General features: G+C 68.4%; 22 protein-coding genes. 15 read left to right on the top strand and 7 right to left on the bottom strand.

Annotation, left to right across the window (positions count from 1 at the left end; genetic code table 11):
* The first annotated feature begins 151 nt into the window (after positions 1-151).
* The 3 genes from AAFF32_RS17060 (at position 152) to AAFF32_RS17050 (ending at position 4,776) form a co-directional block, all read left to right on the top strand.
* Positions 152-2,737 (top strand): Cache 3/Cache 2 fusion domain-containing protein, encoded by a 2,586-nt coding sequence (locus AAFF32_RS17060; RefSeq protein ID WP_342315839.1) that lies wholly within the window; start codon positions 152-154, stop codon positions 2,735-2,737.
* A 160-nt stretch (positions 2,738-2,897) separates the two neighbouring features.
* Positions 2,898-3,224, top strand: a complete 327-nt coding sequence (locus AAFF32_RS17055; protein ID WP_342315838.1) for an antibiotic biosynthesis monooxygenase — start codon at positions 2,898-2,900, stop codon at positions 3,222-3,224.
* A 178-nt stretch (positions 3,225-3,402) separates the two neighbouring features.
* Entirely contained in the window at positions 3,403-4,776 is a 1,374-nt protein-coding gene (locus AAFF32_RS17050) for a hypothetical protein (protein ID WP_342315837.1), read from the top strand.
* A gap of 113 nt (positions 4,777-4,889) precedes the next feature.
* Here AAFF32_RS17050 and AAFF32_RS17045 read toward each other — a convergent pair whose 3' ends face one another.
* Positions 4,890-5,708 (bottom strand): inositol monophosphatase family protein, encoded by an 819-nt coding sequence (locus AAFF32_RS17045; RefSeq protein WP_216962752.1) that lies wholly within the window; start codon positions 5,706-5,708, stop codon positions 4,890-4,892.
* 136 nt (positions 5,709-5,844) lie between these two features.
* Between AAFF32_RS17045 and AAFF32_RS17040 the strand changes: the two genes are divergently transcribed.
* From AAFF32_RS17040 to AAFF32_RS17030, 3 genes are all read left to right on the top strand, one after another.
* The gene (locus AAFF32_RS17040) at positions 5,845-6,615 is read left to right on the top strand and encodes an RNA methyltransferase (RefSeq protein ID WP_216962749.1); all 771 of its coding nucleotides are present in this window, start codon (positions 5,845-5,847) and stop codon (positions 6,613-6,615) included.
* Between the two features lie 140 nt (positions 6,616-6,755).
* A complete protein-coding gene (locus AAFF32_RS17035) occupies positions 6,756-7,646 on the top strand; it encodes a phosphate/phosphite/phosphonate ABC transporter substrate-binding protein (protein WP_342317301.1) in 891 nt (296 codons plus the stop codon).
* The gene (locus AAFF32_RS17030; RefSeq protein WP_216962748.1) at positions 7,643-9,775 is read left to right on the top strand and encodes an EAL domain-containing protein; all 2,133 of its coding nucleotides are present in this window, start codon (positions 7,643-7,645) and stop codon (positions 9,773-9,775) included. Before AAFF32_RS17035 ends, AAFF32_RS17030 begins: the two co-directional genes overlap by 4 nt.
* Positions 9,776-10,522: 747 nt before the next feature.
* Here the strand turns inward: AAFF32_RS17030 and AAFF32_RS17025 are convergent.
* Entirely contained in the window at positions 10,523-11,125 is a 603-nt protein-coding gene (locus AAFF32_RS17025) for a DNA-3-methyladenine glycosylase (RefSeq protein WP_342315836.1), read from the bottom strand.
* A gap of 206 nt (positions 11,126-11,331) precedes the next feature.
* Between AAFF32_RS17025 and AAFF32_RS17020 the strand changes: the two genes are divergently transcribed.
* From AAFF32_RS17020 to AAFF32_RS17000, 5 genes are all read left to right on the top strand, one after another.
* Complete coding sequence (locus tag AAFF32_RS17020; RefSeq protein WP_216964231.1) at positions 11,332-12,213, top strand: YihY/virulence factor BrkB family protein; 882 nt, start codon at positions 11,332-11,334, stop codon at positions 12,211-12,213.
* 118 nt (positions 12,214-12,331) lie between these two features.
* Entirely contained in the window at positions 12,332-13,417 is a 1,086-nt protein-coding gene (locus AAFF32_RS17015; protein ID WP_216962739.1) for a histidine kinase, read from the top strand.
* 2 nt (positions 13,418-13,419) lie between these two features.
* Positions 13,420-14,289, top strand: a complete 870-nt coding sequence (locus AAFF32_RS17010) for a LytTR family DNA-binding domain-containing protein (protein WP_216962736.1) — start codon at positions 13,420-13,422, stop codon at positions 14,287-14,289.
* Between the two features lie 377 nt (positions 14,290-14,666).
* Entirely contained in the window at positions 14,667-17,753 is a 3,087-nt protein-coding gene (locus AAFF32_RS17005) for an efflux RND transporter permease subunit (RefSeq protein WP_342315835.1), read from the top strand.
* Positions 17,754-17,788: 35 nt separating this feature from the next.
* Complete coding sequence (locus tag AAFF32_RS17000; RefSeq protein WP_216962730.1) at positions 17,789-18,922, top strand: efflux RND transporter periplasmic adaptor subunit; 1,134 nt, start codon at positions 17,789-17,791, stop codon at positions 18,920-18,922.
* 261 nt (positions 18,923-19,183) lie between these two features.
* Here AAFF32_RS17000 and AAFF32_RS16995 read toward each other — a convergent pair whose 3' ends face one another.
* Positions 19,184-19,474, bottom strand: coding sequence for a hypothetical protein (locus tag AAFF32_RS16995; protein ID WP_342315834.1), 291 nt, complete (start codon positions 19,472-19,474; stop codon positions 19,184-19,186).
* 110 nt (positions 19,475-19,584) lie between these two features.
* Here AAFF32_RS16995 and speG point away from each other — a divergent pair, with 110 nt between their 5' ends.
* A complete protein-coding gene (gene speG, locus AAFF32_RS16990; RefSeq protein ID WP_342315833.1) occupies positions 19,585-20,160 on the top strand; it encodes a spermidine N1-acetyltransferase in 576 nt (191 codons plus the stop codon).
* A gap of 180 nt (positions 20,161-20,340) precedes the next feature.
* On the opposite strand, the gene AAFF32_RS16985 is transcribed toward speG, so the two are convergent.
* Positions 20,341-21,399: a peptidylprolyl isomerase gene (locus AAFF32_RS16985; RefSeq protein ID WP_342315832.1), complete on the bottom strand. Its 1,059-nt coding sequence runs from the start codon at positions 21,397-21,399 to the stop codon at positions 20,341-20,343.
* Positions 21,400-21,561: 162 nt separating this feature from the next.
* Positions 21,562-22,089, bottom strand: a complete 528-nt coding sequence (locus tag AAFF32_RS16980) for a hypothetical protein (RefSeq protein WP_342315831.1) — start codon at positions 22,087-22,089, stop codon at positions 21,562-21,564.
* Between the two features lie 150 nt (positions 22,090-22,239).
* On the opposite strand from AAFF32_RS16980, the gene AAFF32_RS16975 reads away from it, so the two are divergent.
* The 3 genes from AAFF32_RS16975 to AAFF32_RS16965 all read left to right on the top strand — a co-directional run bounded on the left by AAFF32_RS16975 (position 22,240) and on the right by AAFF32_RS16965 (position 23,874).
* Positions 22,240-22,605, top strand: coding sequence for a PadR family transcriptional regulator (locus AAFF32_RS16975; RefSeq protein ID WP_216962718.1), 366 nt, complete (start codon positions 22,240-22,242; stop codon positions 22,603-22,605).
* Positions 22,602-23,540, top strand: coding sequence for a sensor domain-containing protein (locus AAFF32_RS16970; protein WP_342315830.1), 939 nt, complete (start codon positions 22,602-22,604; stop codon positions 23,538-23,540). The genes AAFF32_RS16975 and AAFF32_RS16970 overlap by 4 nt, the downstream gene beginning before the upstream one ends.
* 124 nt (positions 23,541-23,664) lie before the next feature.
* Positions 23,665-23,874 carry a DUF6289 family protein gene (locus AAFF32_RS16965; RefSeq protein ID WP_216962712.1) on the top strand — a complete coding sequence of 70 codons (210 nt, stop codon included), beginning with the start codon at positions 23,665-23,667 and terminating at the stop codon, positions 23,872-23,874.
* Between the two features lie 126 nt (positions 23,875-24,000).
* Here the strand turns inward: AAFF32_RS16965 and AAFF32_RS16960 are convergent, their stop codons facing one another.
* Both AAFF32_RS16960 and phaZ read right to left on the bottom strand, forming a co-directional pair.
* The gene (locus AAFF32_RS16960) at positions 24,001-24,291 is read right to left on the bottom strand and encodes a zf-TFIIB domain-containing protein (RefSeq protein ID WP_342315829.1); all 291 of its coding nucleotides are present in this window, start codon (positions 24,289-24,291) and stop codon (positions 24,001-24,003) included.
* Positions 24,292-24,345: 54 nt separating this feature from the next.
* Positions 24,346-25,614, bottom strand: a complete 1,269-nt coding sequence (phaZ, locus tag AAFF32_RS16955; protein ID WP_342315828.1) for a polyhydroxyalkanoate depolymerase — start codon at positions 25,612-25,614, stop codon at positions 24,346-24,348.
* Positions 25,615-25,646 lie beyond the last annotated feature (32 nt).

Raw genomic sequence — 25,646 nt, 5'->3', positions numbered from 1 at the left:
GCGCGCGGGTGTCCGACATCGGGGGCAGCCCGTGAGGCGCGGGCCTCGGCGGGGCGGCATGTGCCGCACCGGGCGGTGTCACAAAACTGCGACTCAAGTCACACCGGCCCCGGTCGTTAACGAGTCGAACCCCACACCCGACCCGCGCCCCATGACTCCGTCCGAAGTGCCCCGCACCGCGCCCGTCGCGGTGGCTCCGCGACGATCCACCGCCGCGCCGTCGCGCGCGAGCTGGGTGCGCGCCTCGCTCGGCCGCCAGATCGGCGTGGTGCTCGTCGTCACGATGGTGGTGATGATGGCCGGCCTCACCGTCATGGTGAGCCGCCAGGCCTCGCAGGCCATCGAAGAACGCGCCGGCCACGACCTGCGCTCGGCGGCGCGCATCCTGCGCGACAACGTCGCCACCTATGAGGCCAGCCTGACCGACGCCACGAAGACGCTCGGCGGCGCGTTGCAGGCGACCTTGCTCGGTGGGCCGGTGGCACTGACCGCGAACAAGGACGGCACGCCGAAGCTCTCGCTGGACGGGCAGACGGTCGACGCATCGTTCGCTCCGGTCGATCGCTTCACCCAGGACACCGGCGCCGTCGCCACGGTGTTCGCCCGCGAAGGAGGCGACTTCGTCCGCGTCGCCACTTCGCTGCGCAACGAGAAGGGCGAGCGCGTCATCGGCACGCGCCTGGCGCACGATTCGCCGGCCTATGCGCGCCTTCTGAAGAACCAGGCGTATACCGGCAAGGCCACGCTGTTCGGCCGCGCCTACATGACGCACTACCGCCCGTTGCACGACGATGCGGGCGCGCTGGTCGGTGTGCTGTTCGTCGGCAAGGACTACGGCAGCGAGCTGGCTGCGCTGAAGGAACGCACCCGCGCCATGCGCATCGGCGAGCGCGGGCATTTCCTGGTGATCGACACCGCGCGCGAGGGCGAGGAGTCGCTGGTCATCCATCCGACCGACGAAGGCACGCCGCTGCGCGGAATCCTCGACACGGCCGGCCAGCAGGCGCTGCGTACTGCGGTGGCCGCGGGCGGCGGGCTCGTCGAAGTGGATCTGGCGGGCGCGACGAAGTCCGCCGCCGAGCCCACGCTCGTCGCCGTGGAAAGCTTCCCCGCCTGGAACTGGGCGGTCGTCGCGGCCGAGCCGAAGGCGCAGATCGTCGCTGCCTCGCATGCGTTGGTCGTGCTGATCGCGGTCGCATCGCTGGTCACGCTGATGCTGATCCTGGGCGTGTCGTGGTGGTGCGTGCGTCGCACGGTGACCCAGCCTCTGGCCGAAGTCGCCCGTCTTGCCGATGACGTGGCCCAGGGGCGTCTGGACAGCGCGATGCCGCGCGCGCGCCACGACGAACTCGGCCGCCTGCAGCAATCGATGGCGCGCATGCGCGAGCGCGTGCAGTCGGTGATCGCGGCACAACGCGAGATGGCGCGACGGCACGAAGCCGGCGAGATCAGCCATCGCATGGACGCCGACACCTTCCCCGGCCAGTACGGCGAGATGGTGCGCGACACCAACGCACTGGTCGCCGCGCACATCGAGGTGAAGATGCAGCTGGCCGACGTGATGCGCCGCTACGCGGTCGGCGACCTGTCGATCGACATGGAACGCCTGCCCGGCGAGAAGGCCGTGCTCACGCAAACCATGGACACCGTCAAGGCGAACCTGTCGGCGATCAACCACGAGATCAAGCGCCTGTCCGCGGCCGCCGCTGCCGGCGATTTCAGCGTGCGCGGCGACGCGGCGCGGTTCCAGCACGACTTCCGCGCGATGGTCGACGGCCTCAACGCGATGATGTCGGTGAGCGACCACAACCTGGGCGAAGCCTCGCGCCTGCTGCGGGCCATCGCGCGCGGCGACCTCACCGAACGCATGCACGGCGACTTCCACGGCGTGTTCGCGCGCATGCGCGACGATGCCGACGCCACGATCGCGCAGCTCACCGGCATCGTCGGCCGCATCCAGGAAGCCTCCGGCGCGATCGACGGCGCCGCCGCGGAGATCGCCGCCGGCAACGCCGATCTTTCGCGCCGCACCGAACAGCAGGCCGCGAGCCTGGAGGAAACCGCCGCGTCGATGGAGGAACTCACCTCCACCGTGCGCCAGAACGCCGAGTCCGCACGCCAGGCCAACCAGTTCGCGATCGAGGCGGCCAACGTCGCCTCGCAGGGCGGCGAAGTGGTGGGCAGTGCCGTGGCGACGATGCGCGAGATCGAAGCGTCCTCGCACCGCATCGCCGAGATCATCGGCACCATCGACGGCATCGCGTTCCAGACCAACATCCTGGCGCTCAACGCCGCCGTCGAGGCGGCGCGCGCGGGCGAGAGCGGACGCGGTTTCGCGGTCGTCGCCGCGGAAGTGCGCGCGCTGGCGCTGCGTTCGGCCAACGCGGCCAAGGAAATCAAGTCGCTGATCGAAACCTCGGTGGCCAAGGTCAACGACGGTTCGGCGCTGGTGGATCGCGCCGGTACGACGATGACCGAGATCGTCGCGTCGGTGCGTCGCGTCACCGACATCATGGCCGACATCTCCACCGCCTCGCAGGAGCAGAGCGCCGGGATCGAACTGGTGAGCAATGCGATCGCCAACATGGACGAAGGCACGCAGCAGAACGCGGCGCTGGTGGAGGAAGCGTCGGCGTCCGCGCACAGCATGGAAGAGCAGGCGCGCGCGCTCTCCGGCGCGGTGCGTCAGTTCGTCATCGGCGAGCGCCGCGCAGCGGCCACGCGCGCTGCGGCGTAACACGCCGCGACAGTGCCTTCGGGCACGCATCGCTGGAGCGCGCTTGCGGTGGGGGATCGCAGGCGCGCTCGCGATGCGGGTTCGGCGGGGTGGCGACGGTGCGCGCGGATGCGGGAGAATCCGCGCGTGCGCAGACGTCGCGCCCCGACAGGAGAAGTGGATGGCCAACGACGAACTCGTTTTCTACGTGAAGCTGCATGTCAGGCCCGAGCGCGTGGAGGACTGGAAACGCGAGTTCCACGCCATCGCGCAGGCCATGTCGCGCGAGCCCGAGTTCATCGCCTGCTACGCGCACCAGGACGCGGGCGATCCGAACCAGTTCACGTTGTACGAACGCTGGGCCGAGCCTGACGTCGAATCCTTCCTGCGCAACCAGATGAAGCCATACCGCATGGAGTACGACGCCCGCATCGAGCCGATGCTGCAGCGACCGCGCGAACCGCAGGTGCTGCTGCCTCTGGGCGAATGGCACGGCGCACGCGTCTGAGGCGCCGCCTCGTACCGCATCGCGAACAGGCCGGTCGCGTGCTCGACCGGGTAGGGCGCCGGTTGGGTCTACAGCGCGTGACGCACCCGCAGGCATCGGCCATGCGATAGCATCGGCACGGGGCGGCGGCCGACGTGCATTCCGGTCGCCTGACAAAGGAATGGTCCGAGGGGAAGGAATGAGCCCGTTCGTGTTCTGGCCGGCGCTGGTCTTGTCGCTGGTCCTGTCGGTGTTTCTGGCGACGACGCCGCAACGTGAAGTGATGTGGGCCGCCGCGACGGTGCTGGCGTGGACGGTGCCGGTCGCGCTGGCGTGGAAGCGCTGGGTGCAGCGTCCGGCGGTGTGGATCGCGCGCGTGGCCACGGGCGCGATCTTCGCGATGCTGGTCGGCGTCGTGCAGGCATGGTGGCCGCGCACGGACGTCTTCATCCACTACAGCAACTGCGCCGCACCGCGCGCGGAAACGTTCTGGCCGCTGGCGTTCACGTGGGCGTGCGGGCTGGGCCTGATGACGTTCACCTTGTGGGGCAGTGCGTTCCAATGGCGGCAGACGTTGCTTCCCCGCGTGCGCACGATCGCGTGGTGGCTGGTCGGTCTCGCGTGGACGGCCGCCTGTGCGTTCGTCCTGTCGCGCAACCTGGCGCCGGGTGTGCTTGGCACATCGCTGCTCGCGTTGGCGAAGCTCGGCGCTGCGGCGCTGGCCGTGGCCGCGTTGATCGGCCTGCCGTTGTGGTGGGGCACGCGCGGCGGACGCAAGGCCGAAGCGCAGACGCGTGAGGATTTCGCGAAACTCGCTCCGGACGAGCGCGAGCGCCTGATCGACCTGATCGATACGACCGCACGCCGTGGCGAGTACCGGCTGATGTACCGGCCGGTCGCAGAAGGCGCGGCGGGCGATCCGATCGCGCGTGTCGGCGGCGACCCGTTGTCCGCGCCGGGCGAGACGTGGCCCGTGGACGCGGCAGGTCACCCGGCGCTGTTCCTGTTGCAGGTGCCGCTGGAAGGCACCGCGCATCCGGTATGGCGCGATCGCGTGTTGAGCGTGTACCTGGACGAGCACGAACATGCGCTGGTGGTGCGTTGCCATGCCCGTTCCGACGAGCTGCAGCCGATGCCTGCGCCGCCGGGTCCGAAACTCGCGCCATGCGCCGTCATGCCGCTGGCGATTCCGCCGAACGAGGTGCCCGCCGGCGACGACGAAGGCGACGGCGAATGGCCCGATGCCGACTGGTTCTTCGAGCGCATGCCGGAGCTGAAAGCGGCCCTTGGGTCCGCGACCGCGCATCCCGATCGTCTGCTCGGCATGCTGATCACCGGCGATACGCGGGGCCATGCGTACATCGCCAGCGACCTGATCATCGTGGGCGGATACCCCGCGCTGATCCAGGGCGTGCACGGCGCGACCTGCCCGGATTGTGGCCAGCCGATGCGTTTCCTGATGCAGTTCGGCGATGTCACCGAAGACTTCGCGCTGGGCGATGCGGGCGCGGGCTACGTCTACGGGTGCGATGCGCATCCGCAGCGGCTGGAGGCGTTCTCGGATTGCTATTGAAGTCCGCGTGCAGGCCGGAACCGGGATGACGGCAGGGCGAACGTCGACGTCACGGTCCACAAAAAAGCCGCGCAGTGCGCGGCTTTTTTGCGATGCGCAATGGGGCGGGTCGCTCAGTCGAACGCCGCCGCATAGCCCGTGTTGACGATCTTCTGCTGCAAGGCGTCGCAGATCTTGAGGTTGCCGGCGACGAGCTGGCGGCCGGCCAGGCCGCGGTTGTCCATCGGGCCCGTGCTGCGGCCGCGGAAATCGCAGACCTTGCCGCCGGCCTCGCGCACCAGCAGCACGCCGGCGGCGATGTCCCACGGCTTCACGCCGGCTTCGAAGTAGGCGTCGGCACGGCCGCAGGCGACCCAGGCCAGGTCCAGCGCGGCCGAACCGGTGCGGCGGATGTCCTCGGCCTCCACCAGCAGCGAGTCCACGCACTTGAGCTGCGCGCTGGCGCGCTCGCGTTCGCGCGGCGGGAAGCCGGTGATGATCATCGCGCCGGACAGGTCCTTGCGGTCGGCGATGCGGATCTTGCGCTCGTTGAGCGTCGCGCCGCTGCCGCGGCTGGCGGTGAACAGGTCGTTGCGCAGCGGATCGAAGATCACGCCATGGATCGGCTCGCCGTTTTCCACCAGCGCGATCGACACGCAGAAATGCGGAATGCCGTGCAGGTAGTTGCTGGTGCCGTCGAGCGGGTCGATCACCCAGGTGAAGCGGTGGTGGCCGGTGGAGCCGGTTTCTTCGCCGAGGATGGCGTAGTCGGGCGTGGCGCGGCGGAATTCCTTGATGATCTCCTTCTCCGCCAGGCCGTCGACTTCGCTGGCGTAGTCCATACGGTCCTTCTCGACCACGTTGAGGGCGTCGAGCTTGTTCATGTGGCGCAACAGGACGTTGCCGGCGGCGCGGGCGGCCTTGACCATGAGGGTTACGGCGGGTTTCTGCATGGGCGAGCGGCCTCGTTCGGGGGACGGGGTGGGGATGGACTGGCGGCGGTGAAAGAGCGGGCCGGCATATCACGACGGGGTCGCGGCCGGGGCGCGGAGTTTACCATTGCGCGCCATGAGTTCCGAATCCCATTCCATGAACAACCCGCCCGCCGCGGCTCCGCGCCTGCGCATCGTCCTCGTCGGCACCCAACACCCCGGCAACATGGGCTCGGCCGCGCGCGCAATGAAGACCATGGGCCTGTCGCGGCTGGTCCTCGTGGCCCCCGAGAAGGCCGTCAGCGCCGAGTCCTACGCCCTGGCCGCCGGGGCCGACGACGTCCTGGCCGAGGCCGTCGTCTGCCAGACCCTGGCCGAGGCCGTGGCCGACTGCCGCCTCGTGCTGGGTTGCACCGCCCGTAGCCGCCGCGTCCAGCTGGAGGAACTGCTGCCGCGTGAAGCGGCCGCGCGCTGCGTAGCGCAAGCCGCCGACGGCGCCGAAGTGGCGCTGGTCTTCGGCCGCGAACGCACGGGCCTGAGCAACGACGAGCTCCAGCTCTGCCACGCCTCGGTGCACATTCCGGCCAACCCGGAGTACAGCTCGCTCAACCTGGCCGCGGCGGTGCAGGTGCTCAGCTACGAGCTGCGCCTGGCCCTGCTGGAGACCCAGGCCGGGCAGGGCGACGCCGACACCGCCGAACCGCGCGATCCCCCCGCCTCGCATGCGCAGATGGAGGGCTTCTTCGCCCAGCTCGCCGAAACCCTGGACGCCATCGACTTCCACAAGGGCCGCGCCCCCGAATCGGCCATGCGCAAGCTGCGGCGCCTGTACCTGCGCGCGGGGCTGGACGAGCGCGAGGTGCGGATCCTGCGCGGCATCCTGGCCGACGCCCAGCGCATGGCCATGCTCGCCGGGCCAAAACGCTGATCTGCGGGCGGCCCGACGGTTTGCCGTATCGGGCCGCCCGCCTTTTCGATTACGCTGCCCGACGGCATCCCGAGGGGTCGTCGTACTTGATCGCCAGCCTGCGCCGCATCGCCCAGCCGAGACTGTTCGCACTCGCACTCATCGCGCTGGCTTCGGCGGCTACTCCGCTGGCGGCATGGGCGGGCAACGACTCCGGCGTGCTGGTACTGGGCCGCATCAGCGACGATCCCAAGAAGCACTACGAGCAGCTCAAGCCGCTGCTGGATTACGTGGTCCCGCGCCTGGCCGACGTCGGCATCCGCGAAGGCCGCATCCTGATGGCCAAGGACACCCAGCAGATGGCCAGCTACCTGCGCCGGGGCCGGGTGGACTGGGTCACCGAGACCACCGGCACCGCGATGCTGCTGCGCCAGCGCGCCGGCGCACACCCGTTGCTGCTGACCGAGCGCGACGGCGTCAGTCATTACCACAGCCTGTTCTTCGCTCGCCGCGACAGCGGCCTGAGCTCGCTGGCCGACCTGCGCGGCCACAGCATTGCTTTCCAGCGGCCGAATTCGACCAGCGCCTACTTCGTGCCCGCCGCCGAACTGCTGCGTCGCGGCCTGTCGCTGGAAATCCTGCTCTCGCCCGAGGACCGCATCGACAGCGGCGCGGTCGGTTACCTGTTCGCCTGGTCGGAGCTGAACATCTCGACCTGGGTGCACAAGGGTCTGGCCGATGTCGGGGTGATGAGCAACCTGGACTGGCAGAACCCGGACCGCATGCCGCCGTCGTTCCGCAACGACCTGGTGGTGATCGGCCAGACCGTGGATTACCCGCGCGCGGTGGAAATGGTGCGCGGCGACCTCGATCCGCGCGTGGAAGCGCGCCTGCGTGAAGTGCTCACGGATGCCGCCGGCGATCCCGATGCCGGCGACGCGTTGCTGCGCTTTTTCAACACGACCCGCTTCATGCCGGTCGACCCCGCATCGCAGAAGGCGCTGGACCGCATCTCCGACGGCGTCGCCCGGGTCCGCTCGGAGGTCGAATGAGGCTGCGGATGGGGCTGCAGGCCCGCTTCCTCGTCCTCATGGGCGTGGCGATGCTGGTCGTGCTGGCGCTGGTGGCGCTGCTGCTGAACCGGCAGGAGCAGATGCGCCGCGAAGTCGAAGGCGTCAGCCGCCAGGCCATGCGCACGATGATCGGCCAGAGCCTGCGTCGCCAGGGCGAGGCCACCGCGACGCAACTGGCCGCGACGCTGACCAACCCGCTGTACTACTCCGACCTGGACGCCGTCGGTGCGCTCGCGCGCGGCACGCTGCGCATGCCCGACGTGCGTTACGTGATCGTGTTCGACGAGGAAGGCAAGGTCGTCCACGACGGCAGCGAAGACATTGCCACCTACGGCAAGCGCATGGACGACGCGATGGCCGCGGGCGTCATCGCCGCCAACGGCCTGCACACCCAGTTCGACGACCGCGTCATGGACGTGTCGATGCCGATCCTGATCGGCCAGCAGCGCGTGGGTGGCGTGCGCGTGGGTTACGACATGCAGGCGATGCGCCGCTTCCAGGAACAGGCCGTCGACAAGCTGCGCGCGCGACTGGACACGCTCGGCCAGCGCCACGTGATCTGGGTCAGCCTGCTCGGTGCGGGGCTGCTGGTGTTCGGCGCGCTCTCGCTGTGGTTGATCCAGCGCCTGCTGGTGCGTCCGATCCGCCGGCTCGCCGAGTCGGCGCAGGAGATCGAGGCCGGCCACTTCGACACCACCACGTCCGCCGACGGACGCAATGACGAAGTGGGCGACCTCATGCGCGCGTTCGACCGCATGAGCCACAGCCTGGCGCGCCACGATCGCGAGATCCGGCGCATGGCCTACACCGATGCGCTCACGGGCCTGGCGAACCGGCTCGCGTTCCGTGAAGCGCTGGACGAACGTCTGGACCAGATGCACGGCGCCGGTCGCCAGCTTGCCTTGCTGTTCGCCGACATCGACGACTTCAAGCGCGTCAACGACACGCTCGGCCACGACGCGGGCGACGAAGTGCTGCTGCAGTGCGCGCGCCGGATCGAAGGCGCGGTGGCGCGCGTGGGCGGCGAGGACGCGCTGCTGGCGCGTTTCGGCGGCGACGAGTTCGTGATCCTCGTACAGGGGCGCGACGACCCCGCGGAAGACGTGCGCGCGCTGGCGACCAAGCTCGCCGAAACGCTGGTGGTCGACCTGGGCGTGCCGGTGGAAGTGCAGGGGCGACAGGTGTTCCTGGGCACGTCGATCGGCATCACGTTGTTCCCGGAGGACGCCGCTGGCGGCACCAGTCTGATGAAGAACGGCGACATCGCGATGTACCAGGCGAAGGTTGCCGGCAAAAACTGCTTCCGTTTCTACAGCCGCGCGATGAACCAGGCCGTGGAGCGCCGCGTGCATCTGGAACACGAACTGCGCGGCGCGTGGGATCGCGGCGAGCTGAGCCTGGTGTACCAGCCGGTGTTCCGTCTGGTCGACGGCGCGATGATCGGCGCCGAGGCGCTGCTGCGCTGGCGTCATCCGGAGCTTGGCTTCGTCGCGCCGTCGGTGTTCATCGACGTGGCCGAGCAGAGCGGCCTGATCGAAGTGCTGGGCCCGCAGGTGCTGCACGCGGCGTGTTCGGACGCGGTGGCGTGGCAGAAGGCACGCAAGGATCCGGAGCCGTTGTTCGTCGCGGTGAACGTCTCGCCGCGTCAGTTGCGCAGCGGCGATCTGCCGGAGGTCGTATCGGCCTGTTTGCGCGACACCGGCCTTTCCGCCGACATGCTGCATCTGGAACTGACCGAGACGGCGGTGATCGGCGACGAGCTGCATGCCAGCGCGCTGCTGTCGGAACTGCGCGGCATGGGCGTGCGCGTGTGGCTGGACGATTTCGGCACCGGCTTCTCGGGCCTGAGCCATCTGCGCCGCGTGCCGGTGGACGGGGTGAAGATCGACCGCAGTTTCGTGGCCGATGTGCTGCGCGATCCGGACGATCTGGCGCTGACCACGGCGATCATCGCGATGGCGCATTCGCTGGGCATCCTGGTGGTGGCCGAGGGTGTGGAGAAGGAAGGCCAGTATTCGATCCTGCGCGAGCGGGGGTGCGATTTCGCGCAGGGTTATTGGCTGGGGCATCCGGTGACGGCGGAAGAGTTCTTGCAGTTGCGGCGCTGAATTACCGTCGTTTCGGCGGGGCTGGGGTGCGGGACCGCAGCGCACGGGCACTCCGACAACGGCAACCCACCTCACCGTCATCCCGGCGAAGGCCGGGATCCAGGCCCGCAGTACGTGGGCACTCCGATAGCGGCAAACCTTGTCACCGTCATTCCAGCGAAAGCTGGAATCCATTTTGATTTGGCTTTCTTAGGCTTCTCAATGAAGGAGCAATAGCAAAGCTTCCGATCGGCTGCGCCGCTCGGGTCACTTTTCTTTGCTTGCCCAAAGAAAAGTAACCAAAAGAAAGGGCAGTGGGCCCAGATCAATCCCACGACCGGACGGAGCAAGGGCGCGTTCGCGATTCGCCATCCATGGCTCAGCGCTCACCGCCGCACATCCATGTGCGGCGCCCTTCGGGGCTAGTAACCTGAAAGGCTGTTCGACAGCAACAGCAACAGCAACAGCAACAGCAATATCAGCAGCAACCGCCACCGCAACCTACCCTCACCGTCATCCCGGCGGAGGCCGGGACCCAGGCCCCGCAGCATCCGGGCACTCCCTCTTCGGCGAACCACCTCACCGTCATTCCCGCGAAGGCGGGGCTTTTGGGCCGCCGCACGGCGGCACTCTCCAGGGACTTTGCACGCTTGCCCCGTTGACTATCAACAGCAAAATGGATTCCAGCTTTCGCTGGAATGACGTGACGAAGCGGACAGCGTGACAGCCTGGCCCCCGGCCTTCGCCGGGATGACGGCATCCACCCCCTCACCCCTTCCGCCGCCGCACCCTCCCACCCTTCGACACATGCGGCTCCTCCGCCACATGCCAACGCCAGGCGTGCTCCATCGCCTTGCTGATGCCGATGCGCGGTGAGGTGACCGCTTCATGCGGCGGTGGCGTTCCGTCGTCGCCGAACCACACCGACGATGCGGGATCGGTGATGTCCACGCCGTTGTGCGCGCCGTTGATTCCCAGCGCCTGCGCCAGGCGCCCGGGGCCGCTGGTGAGCAGGCGCACGTCTTCGACACCGCGCGCCGCGTGCATGCGCTCGATCCCGTGCAACGGGGCGAGCGCACGGATCAGCACCGCGTGCCCGGCCGGTCCGCCGCATACGGCGTTGATCGCCCAGTGCATGCCGTAGATGAAATACACGTACAGATGCCCGGGTGGGCCGAACATCACCTGCGTGCGCTTCGTCGGGCCGCGGAAGGAATGTGCGGCCGGATCCTCGCCGCCGCGGTACGCCTCCACTTCGACGATGCGCCCGGCGCGGCCGTCGGCGGTGAGGATCACCTTGTTCAGCAGCAGGGGCGCCACGTCGCGCGAGTCGTGTGCGTAGAAGCTGCGGGGCAGGGCAGTGATGGGCATGTGGGCATGCTAGTGCAGGTGGGCCGCTCACGACGCAGACACCACACCGCACGCATCCGGATTTCACGCGCTTCGCGCTATTCCTGCGGGCGATGCCACGTCCAGACCCCGAAAAGCCCGCCGTCGCGAAGGCCGCCGAGAAGCTCGACCCCACCGCGCCGCGCCGCACGCAGGCCGATCGCGGCCATTCCTTCCGCCGCCCCGCCATGAAGGCGCTCGTGCGTCGCGCGCAGGGCAGCCTGCCGGCCGACCTGCTGCGCCGCTTCGTCGATACCGAACTGATGGCGCAGTCGGCCGCGCTGGCGCTGTACGCGATGCTCTCGCTCGCGCCGCTGCTGCTCATCCTCGTCTGGCTCACCAGCGCGCTCGTGCCCGGCGCGCAGGATGCGCTGATGCAGCAGATCGGCCTGCTCGCAGGGGGCGAAGCCGAGCGCGTCGCGCGTACTGTGGTCGACAACGCCCGCGATCGACCCGACACGGGATCAGTCGCCGGATGGTGGAGCGTGGCGCTGCTGTTCGTCGGTGCGACGGCGGTGTTCGCGCAGTTGCAGGACGTGCTCAACAAGATCTTCCGCACCGATGCCACGCGACTGGCCGGCGCGATGGCGTGGTTGCGCAAGCGGGTGTTCTCGCTCGGCCTGGTGTTGGCGATGGGATTCCTGCTGCTGGTGTCCATGACCGTGAGCACGGCCGTGCAGCTTGCGTTCGCGCGGGTGGAGTGGGCCTTGCCGATCGTGATGAACCTGACGACGTGGGCCGTGTACGCACTCAGCTTCGCGCTGATGTACCACTACCTGCCGGACCGTTCGGTGGGGTGGAAACGCGCGCTCGGCGGCGGCGCGATCACGGCGCTGCTGTTCGTGCTGGGGCGCTGGCTGATCGGCTGGTATCTGCGCGAGGCCAATCCGGGTTCCGCCTACGGGTCGATGGGCGCGCTGGTGCTGGCCCTGGTGTGGATGTACTACGCGGCGCTGATCGTGTTCGTCGGCGCGTTGATCACGGCGGTGATCGACGAGCGACGCCGGCGCGGCCTGGAAGGCGCGCGCGAGCCCCCGCACGACGGCCCGGACGCCGCGCCGCAGGCATGAACGCGCGGTGGCGACCGGCCGCGCGGCGAAGCGTGGCCCGTGGCCGACGAACCGTTTCCGCCCAGCCCCGTGAACGGGCTAGGATCGGCCCACCGCGTCCTCGCTTCCTGCGGCACTCATGGCCATTACCGCGACTCACCCGCTGGACCTGCCCCGCCAGCACTTCTTCTGGATCCTGCACACCGGCGGTTGGCTGGGCTATTTCGGCCTGGGCTACCTGGCCGCGATCGCCTACGGCAAGCCATCGGGCTACTGGATCGTGCCGTTCACCGCCGCCTGCACGGGCTTCATCGTCACCTTGGGCCTGCGCTACCTGCTGCGCGCGTGCTGGGGGCTGCCGCCGCGCAAGCTGCTGCTCACGATGATCGTGCCGATCCTCGCCAGCTCCGCGGTGATGGACCTGACCACGCGCACGATGCTGGTGCGCTTTTGCGATACCTGCGCGCCGACCAGCCGCGTGGCGTACATCGCCTACTCGCTGACTTACATCTACGTGGTGCTGGCGTGGGTCGGCCTGTACCTGGGCATCAAGTACTACCGCCAGCTGCAGGACGAGACGCAACGTGCACTGGCCGCGCGGACCATGGCCCACCAGGCGCAGCTGAAGATGCTGCGCTACCAGCTCAACCCGCACTTCCTGTTCAACACGCTCAACGCGATTTCCACGCTCGTTCTCGATCGCGACAACGCCACCGCCAACCGCATGGTGCAGGGGTTGTCGGCGTTCCTGCGGCATTCGCTGGACAACGATCCGATGCAGCGTGTCACGCTGCGGCAGGAACTGGACGCGCTCACGCTCTACCTGGACATCGAGAAGATCCGCTTCGCCGAACGCCTGCGCATCGAGACCGCCATCGACGAAGACTGCTGGCGCGCGCTGTTGCCCAGCCTGCTGTTGCAGCCGCTGGTGGAGAACGCGATCAAGTTCGCCGTCGCCAAGCAGGTCGCCGGCGGCATGCTGCGCATCGAGGCCGAGCGCGACGGCGACCAGCTGGTGCTGCGCGTGATCGACGATGGCCCGGGCTGCGCCAGCATGGAAGGCGGGCAACTTCCGCCGGGCAAGGGCGTGGGCCTGCGCAACACGCGTGAACGCCTGAACGTGCTTTACGGCGAAGACAGCAGCTTCTGCGTGCGCAACCACGAGCGCGGCATCGAGGTGGAGCTGCGCCTTCCGTTCGAAACGAAGCAACTGGGCGGGGAGTGAACATGGACCGTGTCGTCGATCGCGAACGCCTGCACGACGCGGCCGCACAGCATGTCCCGTTGCGCGCACTGATCGTCGACGACGAACCGCTGGCGCGACGCGGGCTGGAAATCCGCCTGCAGGCGCATCCGGACGTGGAGATCGTCGGCGAGTACGGCGACGGGTTGTCGGCCATCGGCGGCCTGCGCGAGCACCGTCCGGACCTGATGTTCCTGGACGTGCAGATGCCGGGGATGGACGGCTTCGAGACGCTGCGCAGCATTCCCGCGCACGAGATGCCGCTGGTGGTGTTCGTCACCGCCTACGATCATTACGCGATCCGCGCCTTCGAAGCCTCCGCCACCGACTACCTGCTCAAACCGGTGGACGAAGCCCGGCTTGCGCAGGCGCTGGCGCGCGTGCAGCAGGCGCGTTCGCAGCGCAAGGCGAGCGGTCATTGCGCGCATCTGCTCGGGTTGCTGGGCGAACTGAGCGGGCGACCGCTGCTGGACCTGGACGAGGCGCTCAAGCCCGATGCGCTGGAGCAGCTGCGCCGCGACGACAAGCTGGCCGTGCGCGACGGCGGGCGGACCGTACGCGTGGACTTGTCGAGCATCCGCTGGATCGACGCGGCCGGCGACTACATGTGCATCCACACCGACGGCCCCACACCACAGGGCGAGACGCTGGTGCTGCGCGCGACTATGCGCGACCTGGAGAAGCAGCTGGATCCGCAGCGCTTCCCGCGCATCCATCGTTCGACGATCGTGAACGCGCGGCGCGTGGTGGAGATGCGCCCGCACACGAACGGAGAAGGGTTCCTGCGGCTGGATTGCGGGCAGGAGCTGAAGCTGTCGCGTACGCATCGGGACAAGCTGGCGTTGTTGATCTGAGGCGTAGCAGCGCCTCGCGACTGCTTCAATCTACCTGTGCCTGCCACCGTTCGTCCTGAGCGTAGCGAAGCGAAGTCGAAGGACGAGCGGGTTGGGAGGCTCCCGCCCGCTCATCCTTCGACTCCGGCCTGCGGCCTACGCTCAGGACGAACGGTGGTGCGTTGGACGAACAATGGTGCGTTCTCGACCGTGCCATAAGTTGGGTCCCTTCACGCATTTCGTTGCGCGGAAGAAACGCATCGCCGTCGCCACGAACGCTTCACCGCGACGAATCCACCGCTGAGCGCAATCGCCGCATCGGCGTGACTTCCGGGCCATCTTGGCAAACTCTCGCGGGCGCATCGTGCGGCGGCATTCGTCCCCCGCGGAGCCGCACGATGAAACTCACCGAAGCCTCGCTCCGCAATCCCGCGGCCGTCGCGGTCGCCGTCGCGATGGTCTGCGCGTTCGGCCTGATGAGCCTGCTGAAGCTGCCGTTGCAGCTGTTCCCCGATATCGAACGTCCGCAGATGTCGGTGCAGACCAGCTGGCGTGCGGCCTCGCCGCAGGAGATGGAATCGGAGATCGTCGAGCCCATCGAAGCGGTGATGCAGGGCTTGCCGGGCCTGGAGGAGATCGAGTCCAACATCAACGCCGGCAACAGCTTCATCAACCTCACCTTCGCCGTCGGCAGCGACATGGACGCGATGCTGGTGGAAGTGCTCTCGCGCATGAACCGCCTGCAGCCGCTGCCGCGCGACGCCACGCCGCCGGTCGTGCAAGCCGGTGCGGACAACGCCAACAACTCGCTCACCTATTTCTTCGTACAGAAGTTGCCGGACACGCCCGGCGACATCCTCGATCGCCGGCAGATGATCGAAGACCGCATCGTGCCGCGCCTGTCGGCCGTGGAAGGCGTGGCGGGCGTGGAGATCAACGGCGGCGCGCCCGAGGAACTCACCATCACCCTGAACCTGGAGCGCGCGGCCGCGCTGGGCATCCAGATTCCGCAGGTGGCCGACGTCGCGGCGCGCGCGACGGATGTCTCCGGCGGCGTGGTCGAGGCCGGTCGTCGCGAATACGTGCTGAGGTTCGCCGGGCGCTACTCCCCCGAAGCGCTGGGCAATCTGATCCTCGCATGGCGCGACGGCCGGCCGGTGCGCCTGGGCGATGTGGCCACGGTGGAAGTGAAGCGTCCCGAGCAGCGCTTCTTCGCTTACCAGAACGGCAATCCCGCCATCGGCCTGCGCATCCTGCGCGAGAGCGGCGCGAACGTGCTCGACACACTCGACCGCGTGAAAGCGGTGGTCGAGGAAATCCGCGTGAAGGATCTCAAGCCGCAGGGGCTCGACATCCGCCAGAGCTTCGACGCCTCGGTTTTCATCAATCGCGCGATCGGTTTGCTGTCGGGCAGCCTCGGCGCGGGCGTGCTGCTGGCGGTGGGCTGCCTGTGGTGGTTCCTGCGCGACGTACGCGCCACCGCATTGATTGCCTGCGCGATTCCGATCTCGCTGCTGGCGACCTTCATCGTGCTGCAGCTCACCGGGCGCAGCCTCAATGTGATCTCGCTGGCGGGCCTCGCCTTCGCGGTGGGCATGGTGATGGACGCGGCCGTGGTGGTCGCCGAAAACATCGTGCGGCTGCGCGAAGAGGGCATGCCCGGCAGGCAGGCCGCACTGGAAGGCTCGCGCCAGGTCGGCGGCGCGCTGGTGGCGTCCACGCTGACGACCATCGCCGTGTTCGTGCCGGTGATCTTCATGGACGACGTGGAAGGGCAGTTGTTCGCCGATCTCGCGTTGACCATTTCCATCGCGGTCGGCATCTCGTTGCTGATCGCCGTGACCGTGCTTCCTGCCGCCGCGAGCAGCTGGTTGCGTGAACGCGAGGGCGACCGCGAGACGCATCGCTTCTGGAACGGCGTCAGCGACTGGGCGATGCGCGTCACCCGCGGCCGCCGCAATCAGCTGGCGTGGGTGGGCGGTCTGGTCGTCGCGCCGATCGTGCTGACTTTCGTGCTGATGCCGAAGATCGACTACCTGCCGCCGGTGAAGCGTGCGGCCGTGGACGCGTTCTTCAACTTTCCGCCCGGCATGAGCCCGGAGCGCGTGAACGCCGAGATCGCGCCGACGTTGCTCGCGCGCATGAAGCCTTACATGGACGGCGAGAAAGGGCCGCAGCTGAGCAACTGGTACCTCAACCTGTGGCCGGGCGGGGGCACGCTCGGTGCGCGCGTGGTGGACCCGGACGACATCGGCGAGTTGGAGCGCATCGTGCGCGACGAAGTGGTCGTCGGCTTCCCCGACACGCGTGCCTTCGCCAGCGAAGGCGAGCTGTTCGGCAGCTTCGGCGGTTCCGCGCGCGCGATCGCGATCCACCTGCAGCACGCCGACGGCGACGCGCTCACGCGTGCGGCGGAAGCGGGCCGCAAGCTGCTCTCCGAACGTTTCCCCGGCGCCAACGTGCAGGCGTGGCCCAATGCCGACGCCGGCACGCCGGAGCTGCGCATCAATCCCGACGACCGTCGTCTGGCCGAAGTGGGCTGGCGTCGTCCGGACCTGGGCACGGTCGTGCGCGCGCTCGGCGACGGTCAGTGGCTGGGCGAGCATTTCGACGGCGACCGTCGCCTGGCGATCATCCTGCGCAGCGATCGCGAGGACGATGTCGAGCGCTTGGGCGCCGCGCCGCTCGCCACGCCCAACGGTGGCGTGCTGAGCCTGGCCGAACTCGCGCAGGTGGACACGGTGCTCGCGCCCAACCAGGTGCGCCGCGTCGATCGCCGCCGCACCGTCACGCTCACCGTCGACCCGCCGGCGGCGATGTCGCTGGAAGAAGCGCTGGGCATCGTCGACAACGACGTCGTGCCGGTGCTGCGTGAGGCGCTGCCCGAGGACGCCGCGATCCGCGTCTCCGGCAGCGCCGATCGCCTGGGCGAAGTCGTGCGCAGCATGGGCATGAACTTCGCGATGGCGCTGGTGGTGCTGTTCCTGTTGATGGCGGCGATGTTCAAGTCGCTGTGCGACAGCGCCTACGTGATGGCGACGCTGCCGATGGCGGTGCTGGGCGGCGTGATCGGATTGCGCGTGCTCGACCTCATCGCCGGGCAGACGCTGGACCTGCTGTCGATGATCGGTTTCATCATGCTGCTGGGCATGGTGATCAACAACGCGATCCTGCTCGTCGCGCAGGCGCGCGAGGCGCAGGCCGAAGGCGTGTCGCTGGACGATGCGCTGAAGCAGGCGCTGGACCAGCGACTGCGGCCGATCCTGATCGCCGCGCTCACCGGCGTGCTCGGTGCGCTGCCCATGGCGATCAACCCCGGCCCGGGTGCCGTCATCTACCGCGGACTGGCCGCGGTGTCGGTGGGCGGCGTTGCGTTGAGCCTGGTCTTCACCGTCGTGCTCGTGCCCGCGCTGCTGCGGCTGTTCGATTCGCGCCGCGAGCGTGAGCCCGCGTTCGAGGCCGCCGCGTTGCGTGCCTCGCCCTGATCCTTTCGATTCCTCCTCCCCCAGGAGCTCCTGCCATGCGCCCGCTGCCCAAGTTTCCGCGCCTCACCCTGAAGAGCGTCATCGCCGTCGCGATCGTGCCCGTGCTGATCGTTCCGCTGATCAAGTGGGACGTGGATGCGACGACGCCCGACAAACCCGAAGCGCCGCCCGCCGTGGTCGGCGTGGCGAACGCGGTGACCACCGAGCTCGCACCCGTGCACTGGGCGCCGGGCAGCGTCATCAGCCGCCAGGACGCGAAGGTGGCCAGCGAGCAGGACGGACGCGTGGTGCGCGTGGTCGAAGTGGGCCAGGCGGTGCGCGCGGGCGAGGCGCTGGCAGTGCTCGACGACACCACGCTCAAGCTGCAGGAGCAGCAGGGCGCGGCGGATCTGGCGCGCATCCAGGCGCAGCTCGACATGGCCGCGCGGCAGGAACAGCGTTACGCGCAGCTGGCCGCGCAGCAGAACATCGCACGCGCGCAGTACGAACAGCTGCGCGCCGACCGCGACATGCTGGCGCAGGAACGCGCCCGCGCGCAGGCGATGCTCGCGCAGACGCGCCACCAGCGCACGCAGATGGTGGTGCGCGCGCCGTTCGACGGCGTGGTCGCCGAACGCTCGGTGCAGCTGGGCGAATACGTCAACACCGGCGATGCCGTCGCGCGGCTCGTGGACACCGGCGCGCAGGAAGTGCGCGTGCGTGCGCCGGTCGACCTGGCCGAGCATCTGGCGGTGGGCATGCCGGTCAAGGTGCGCGTGGGCAAGCAGGGCAATGGCGCGAAGGAGCGCACGCATCCGGTAAGCGCGCTGGTGCCTGTCGGCGATGAAGCATCGCGCCAGTTGGAACTGCGCATCGCGATGGACGTGGGCGAGCTGCCCGTGGGCACCGCGGTGGATGTCGGCATGCCGAGCGCGCGCAAGCGGGCGGTGGTCGCGGTGCCGCGCGATGCGGTGATCCTGCGGCGCGAGGGCGATTTCGTCCTGCGCGTGGCGGCGGACAGCAAGGCCGAACGGTTGCCGGTGAAGACCGGCACCGAGGTCGATGGTCTGGTTGAAGTCGAGGGCGCGGTGAAGCCGGGCGACCGGTTGATCGTGCGCGGTGGTGAGCGGATCGAAGCCGGGCAGGCGGTGACGATCCAGGACCTTTCGCGCGCGACAGCCTCGCGCTGAACCGGCGCAACGGCGTCGCGTCCTCGTCCCCGGCCCCGGCCCCGGCCCCGGCCCCTCCGCTGGCAACAGCGGAGGGTGAGGCAGGTCGCTTACGCGGCATGCCGCGTGACCTGGCGAACACCCGGCCATGGAAGGCCGGGCTGGGCGTTCCATCGAGCATTGCGTCGCGCCATGGAAGGCATCCCAGCGGCAAGCGAAGCAGCCGTCGCGGACAGCCCGGCGTTGGCGCGCCGCAAGCAATTCAACGCCGCTGCCTGCCCCTCAATCGTCGTTATCGAACTCCACCAGCACGTCCAGATCGAACGCGAGCGCTTCCACCGCATCGCGCACGCGATTGGCGCTGGCCAGGTTCGGCGCTTCGATCTCCAGCGAATGCTGGCCCGGGCCCTGGTCGTCGGGCAGTCCTGCGGAGCTGGAATCGTCGTCGTCCATGTGCGGCATCAGGTCGTCGACTTCCTCGATGTGTTCGATGCCATCGAGGCTGGTGAGCAGGTTGCTGATGGCGCGGACGTCGTCGTCGCTGCCGGTCACGCGCAGGCGCAGCAGGGGCATGGCAGGAACCTTCGTCGGGGTGAGCGATGAAGGCAGGCTATTGAGCGCGCGGGCAAGGCCGCGTGATGGCGCGGAGTGCGCCTGTAACGCGGCTGGAGTAGGGTGGCGGCATGAATGCGCAGACCGTTCCCGGCGTCACCCTGCGGCCGCTAGAACGCGGCGACCTGCACTTCGTGCACGTGCTCAACAACAACCGCAGCGTGATGGGCTACTGGTTCGAGGAACCGTACGAATCCTTCGTCGAGCTGGAGGAGCTGTACCGCAAGCACATCCACGATCAGTCCGAGCGGCGCTTCATCGTCGAGGACAGCGCGCATGAACGCGTGGGCCTGGTGGAGCTGGTGGAAATCGACCACCTGCACCGGCGCGCGGAGTTCCTGATCATGATTTCGCCCGACCAGCAGGGACGCGGTTATGCACGCGCGGCAACGCAGCTGGCGATCAACTACGCCTTCCGCGTGCTCAACCTCTACAAGCTGTACCTGCTGGTGGACGTGGACAACGTGCGCGCGATCCGGATCTACGAGGACGCGGGATTCCGTCGCGAGGGCGTGCTGGTGGAGGAGTTCTTCAGCGACGGGCGCTACCACGACGTAGTGCGGATGTGCCTGTTCCAGCGCGAGGCGTTGCAGCGCGAACCCGGCGAGACGGCCGTGGGCGTGGAGGAGCGGACGGCGCCGCCGTGAGGCGGGCGCGGTCCATCACGTCGTTCCCGCGAAGGCGGGAGCCCAACCGTTCGTATGTCACGTCCGCCGGCGAGCTTGATGCGCCTGACGCATGGATCCCCGCCTGCGCGGGGATGACGGCACTGCGCTGTTCCCGTGTTCCGCCCGAGGGGCTTTACGTGATTGGCGCGGGAGCGTTGCTCAGCGACTCGTGGTGGTCGCGCGCGCAGCACCGCCACGCGTGGCCTTGGCTTTAGGCTTCGCCTTCGCCTTCGCCTTCGCCTTCGCCTTCGCTTTCGGCTTGGGCTTGGCCTTCTCCACGACCGGCTTCGGCGGCGGCGCGCGCGTGGGCAGCGGCACGTTGCACAGGTCGATGTGGCCGGCCATGTGCTTGTACCACTCGTCGCGACGGTTGCGGCGCGCCTCGACCAGTTCGGTGAACAGCGGCGTGTCGGTGCGCAACACCTCGATCCCCACGCGCTCCTTCTTCGGCACTTCCGAGGCCAGGCGGATCGACTTGATCGGCGTGCGCTGCGCGGGTTGCTCGTAGAAACCCAGCGGCCCGGTGCCGCGCGGCAGCACCGACAGCAGTTCCATGCCCTGCAGCACGCGGCCGACCACGGTGATGTTGCGGTCGAGCTGGCGCGGCGACTGGCCGATCACGACGTAGAGTTCGGTGCCGTTGCTGGAATCGGCGGCGACGTCGCGACCCGCGCCCACCGCGCCGTAGCAGTGCGCCATCCAGGCGGCGTCGGCGCCGGGATCGCGGCCGGCCGGGAAGCCGGTGGAAAAGCCCACTTCCGGTGCCCAGCCGTCGACGTCGGACAGGCGATCGAACGCCAGCCCCTTGGCCTTGCGCGCGAATTCCGCCGGCAGCTTGGGCTTGGTGCCCCGGCCCAACGGCTTGCGATCCTTCTCGTCCTGCGCGGGATCGCCCCACTGCACGACGAAGTTGTCTTGCGAACGGTTGATGCTCATGCCGTTCCAGTAGCCGTTCTTGGCCAGGGCGCGGATGTTGCCGACGTGCGCGGGCGCGAAGGCCGGCGCCAGTTCGATCAGCACGCGCCCGGAGTCCAGGTCCAGGTAAAGCAGGTTCTTGTTGTCGGGCGTGCGCCAGTCCGATGGCTGCGACGCGTCGAGGATTTCCTGCATCGAGCGCGGCTTGGCCGCGGGCGCGTTGTCCTCGCCGGCGGCGTGCGCGGCGGTCGCGGCGGCCAGCAGGGCGGCGCAGAGCAGAGCAGGCGACCACCTGCGCGACATGGATGCAGTCGGTTTCGACACGGCGGACTTCCCCTTGGATCCGGTTCGCTGAACGGGGAGATTCTGGCGCACCGTGTGCTGCCGCGACCAGCCCTCCACCATGGGAACGTGACGGCGGTCAGTCGACCGGACACGGCGGCCGACCGTCCGCCCGCGTACGGCTCAGGCCGAGGCGCCGTTGCGGCCCGAACGACGGGTGCGGGCGCCCTTCTTCGCCGCGGCGCTGCGCGAGGCGGTGGTGCGGGTCGACTTGCGGGTCGCCTTCTTGGCCGCCTTCTTCGTCGTCTTGCGGGCGGTCGCTTTGCGGGCCGTCTTCTTCGTCGCCTTTTTCGCGGTCTTGCGCGCGGACGTCTTCTTTGTCGCTTTCTTCGCGGTCTTGCGTGCTGGCGTCTTCTTCGCCGCCTTCTTCGCGGTCTTGCGTGCCGACGTCTTCTTCGCCGCCTTCTTCGTGGTCTTGCGTGCCGACGTCTTCTTCGCCGCCTTCTTCGTGGTCTTGCGCGCCGATGCCTTCTTGGTCGCCTTCTTCGTAGCCTTCTTGAGCTTGCCGCCGCCGTCTTGCTTGTTCACCGTGGCCCAGGCGATGCGTTCGGCGTCTTCTTCGGAGCGGCCCTGCTCGCGCTCGCTGTCCTCGATGTGTTCGGCCTGGCGCTTCTGCTTGTCGGTGTACGCGGATTTGTCGCCCCGGGGCATGGTGGGCTCCTCGCCGCGGAACGGATCGCGGCCAGTCCCCCTGATAGCAGCCGGCCGGTGCACGACACGGCAAGGCGCGTGACTAATGGCAGGTTTGCTATATCGAAGTCCGCAGTAGTGTGGAGTCCAGCCTACCGGTCTCCCCCTGCCATGAGCGATCTCGACACCCAGCTGCGGAAATTCCAGAAGGAGCTCAGCGCCGGCACTGTCTCGCTGGCCCTGCTGGCCGTGCTGGGATCGACCGGGGAGCCGCTGTACGGCTACCAGATCGCCAAGCAGCTGGAGCGCATCGGCGGCGGTGTGCTGGCCGGCAAGCAGAGTGCGCTGTACCCGGTGCTGCGCAACCTCGAAGGGGCGGGGTTGCTGGACAGCCATATCGAGCCGTCGATTTCCGGCCCGCCCCGACGCTATTACCGCATCACCGAGGCCGGTCGCACGGTGCTGCACGAATGGGCCGCCGCCTGGCGTGCGACCCGAGATTCCGTCGATTCCGTCCTGGAAGGACTGCTGCCATGAACGCGTTTTCCTCGAGCAACGACTCCCGTCCCGGCGGCCTGCCGACGACGATCCCCGATTACCTCGAGCACCTGCGCCGTTCGCTGGCCGGTGCCGATCCGGCCCTGGTGCAGGACGCGCTGTACGACGCCGAGGAATACCTGCGTTCCGAGCTCGCCGAGAATCCCGGCAAGAGCGAGGCGGAGGTGATCGTCGCCGTCGCCGGCAGCTACGGCGCGCCGGACGAGGTCGCGGACATCTACCGCGACACCGAAGTGAAGGTGCAGACCGCGTTGCGGGCGCCACCGCCCAAGCCCAGGCAGTCGGTGCTGGGGCAGTTCTTCGGCGTCATCGCCGACACGCGCACCTATGGCGCGTTGTTCTACATGCTGCTGTCGCTGGCCACGGGCATCTTCTATTTCACCTGGGTGGTGACCGGGCTGTCGTTGTCGGCGGGTTTGGCGGTGCTGATCATCGGCGTGCCGTTCGTGATCCTGTACTTCGGCTCGATCCGCCTCCTGTCGCTGGTGGAGGGGCGCATCGTCGAGGTGATGCTGGGCGAGCGCATGCCACGCCGTCCGCTGTACAGCAGCCGCGGGCAGCCGCTGCTCAAGCGCATCGGCGAGTTGTTCACCGACCCGCGCATCTGGGCCACGCAGCTGTACTTCCTCTTCATGCTGCCGTTGGGCATCGCGTACTTCACGATCGTCGTGACGGGACTGAGCGTGTCGCTGTCGTTGATCGCGGTGCCGGTGGCGCTGGTGCTGGGCCTGGGCGGGAACCTGTCGGTCGACAACTGGAACCTGTTCATCGATGGCGAGCCGTGGATGTGGCCGATCGCAGTCCTGGTGGGCGTGGTGCTGCTGTTCGCGACGCTGCATGCGGCGCGCGGCATCGGTCGCCTGCACGGCCTGCTCGCCAAGCACATGCTGGTGAAGACGGCGCAGTACAGCTGAGCACGCCGCCTCGCGTGTGAACGCCGCGTTCACGCGCGCAGTGCGGACTGGTTAACAGAACACGCGACTCCCATCGCCTACGGTGCGCGGGCGGAACCTTGCCGCAACCTCAAAGGAGATGAGCATGCGTCGTTTCAGGATCTTCGCCCTGGCCGCCGTGATGGGCCTGATGTCGTTCACCGCCGGCGCGAGCTGGCAGGGCACGTGGCTGTACTACGACGACGAAGGCGCCCTCGTCGGTTCGTGGACCGCGGGCTGCCGCGAACTGGACGGTCGCTGGGGCGTGGCGACCGAGAACAAGGTGTTCGTGCAGGGTTGCCGCGCGTCGAGTTGAGCGGGCTCACTGTTGCTTGAAAAACGAAGCCCCGCGCGTGCGGGGCTTCATTTGTGCGGGAACGCCCGGGCACTCACTCATGTTGCCGTCATTCCCGCCTTAGCGGGAATGACGGTGTTCAAAGACTCAGAAATCGAACAGCTCCCCCAGCAGGTTCTTTTTCTTCTTGTACTTGTAGTGATCGGACTTGTACTGATCGCCATGGCCGTACGCGCGCGGGTCGTGCGTCGGCGGGGGCGGCGGGGCGGCGGGACGTGACGACGCGCGCGGCGCGCTGTCGTCCGATGCGCGCTCGATCAGCTTGTCGAGTTCGCCGCGGTCGAGCCAGACGCCGCGGCACTGCGGGCAGTAGTCGATCTCGATGCCCTGGCGATCGGTCATCGCCAGTTTCACGTCACGGCAGACGGGACAGTCCATGCGCGGTTCCTCGTGTAGGGGGAACCGATGATCTCAGGGCATGCGCCGTCCGAGTCAAGCCGGAGTCGAAACGCCTCGTTCAGCATGGCGGGCGATGAAATCGCGCACCTGCGGATACACCTGCGTGCGCCAGCGGCGGCCGCTGAAGATGCCGTAGTGGCCGGCGCCCTGCACGGTCAGGTGCTCGCGGTTCTCCTGCGCGATGCCGGTGCACAGCGTGTGCGCGGCGCGCGTCTGGCCCTGGCCGGAAATGTCGTCCAGTTCGCCTTCGATGGTGAGCAGCGCGGTGTCGTGGATCTTCGCCGGCTCCACGCGCTCGCCGCGCACGTCCCACAATCCGCGCGGCAGCAGGTGCTCCTGGAACACGATGCGCACGGTCTGCAGGTAGTACTCGGCCGGCATGTCGAGAACGGCGTTGTATTCGTCGTAGAAGCGGCGGTGTGCGGCGGCGTCGTCCAGGTCGCCCTTCACCAGATCCGTGTAGAAATCCCAGTGCGACTGGAAGTGCCGCTCGGGATTCATCGCGACGAAACCGCTGTGCTGGAGGAAGCCCGGGTACACCGCGCGCCCGTGGCCGGGGTAGTTCGGCGGGACGTGGTGGATCAGATTGTCCTGGAACCACGACAGCGGCTTGTGCGTGGCGAGATCGTTGACCTTGGTCGGGTTCTCGCGCGTGTCGATCGGGCCGCCCATCATCACCATCGAACGCGGCGTCGCTTCGCCGCGCGCGGCCATCAGCGAGATCGCACCGAGCACCGGCACGGTCGGCTGGCACACGCTGATCACGTGCAGCGATTCCGCGCCGATGTGGCGGATGAACTCCTGCACGTAGTCGACGTAATCGTCGAGCGAGAACGCGCCTTCGCCCGTAGGCACCATGCGCGCGTCGACCCAGTCGGTGATGTAGACCTTGTGGTCGCGCAGCAGCGTGCGCACGGTGTCGCGCAGCAGCGTGGCGTGGTGGCCCGAGAGCGGGGCGACGACCAGCACCGGCGGATCGTCCTTGAGGTCGCGCAGGTTGCCGGCGTCGTCGGCGTAACGCTTGAAGCGCAGCAGCCGGCAGAACGGCTTGCGCAGCATCTCGCGCTCGATCACCGGGTAGACGGTGCCGTCGATGTCGATGGAGTGGATGCCGAACTCGGGCTTTTCGTAGTCCTTGCCGATCCGGTACAGCAGTTCGTAACCGGCCGCGGCCTGCGCGGCGCCGGGCATGGACGACAGCCAGCCGCCGTTCTGCTGGCCGAACATCTTGGCGCAGGCTTCGGCCCAGTACGTCATCGGGGCCATCCAGGCGCGGCCCAACTCGTGCATCTGATAGAGCATCGAATGAATCCGGTTGCGGCCCGGGGTGGGCA

Source organism: Lysobacter sp. FW306-1B-D06B (assembly GCF_038446665.1).
In the GTDB taxonomy this organism is placed as follows: Bacteria; Pseudomonadota; Gammaproteobacteria; order Xanthomonadales; family Xanthomonadaceae; genus Lysobacter_J.
This window is presented reverse-complemented; position numbering and strand designations above follow the sequence as displayed.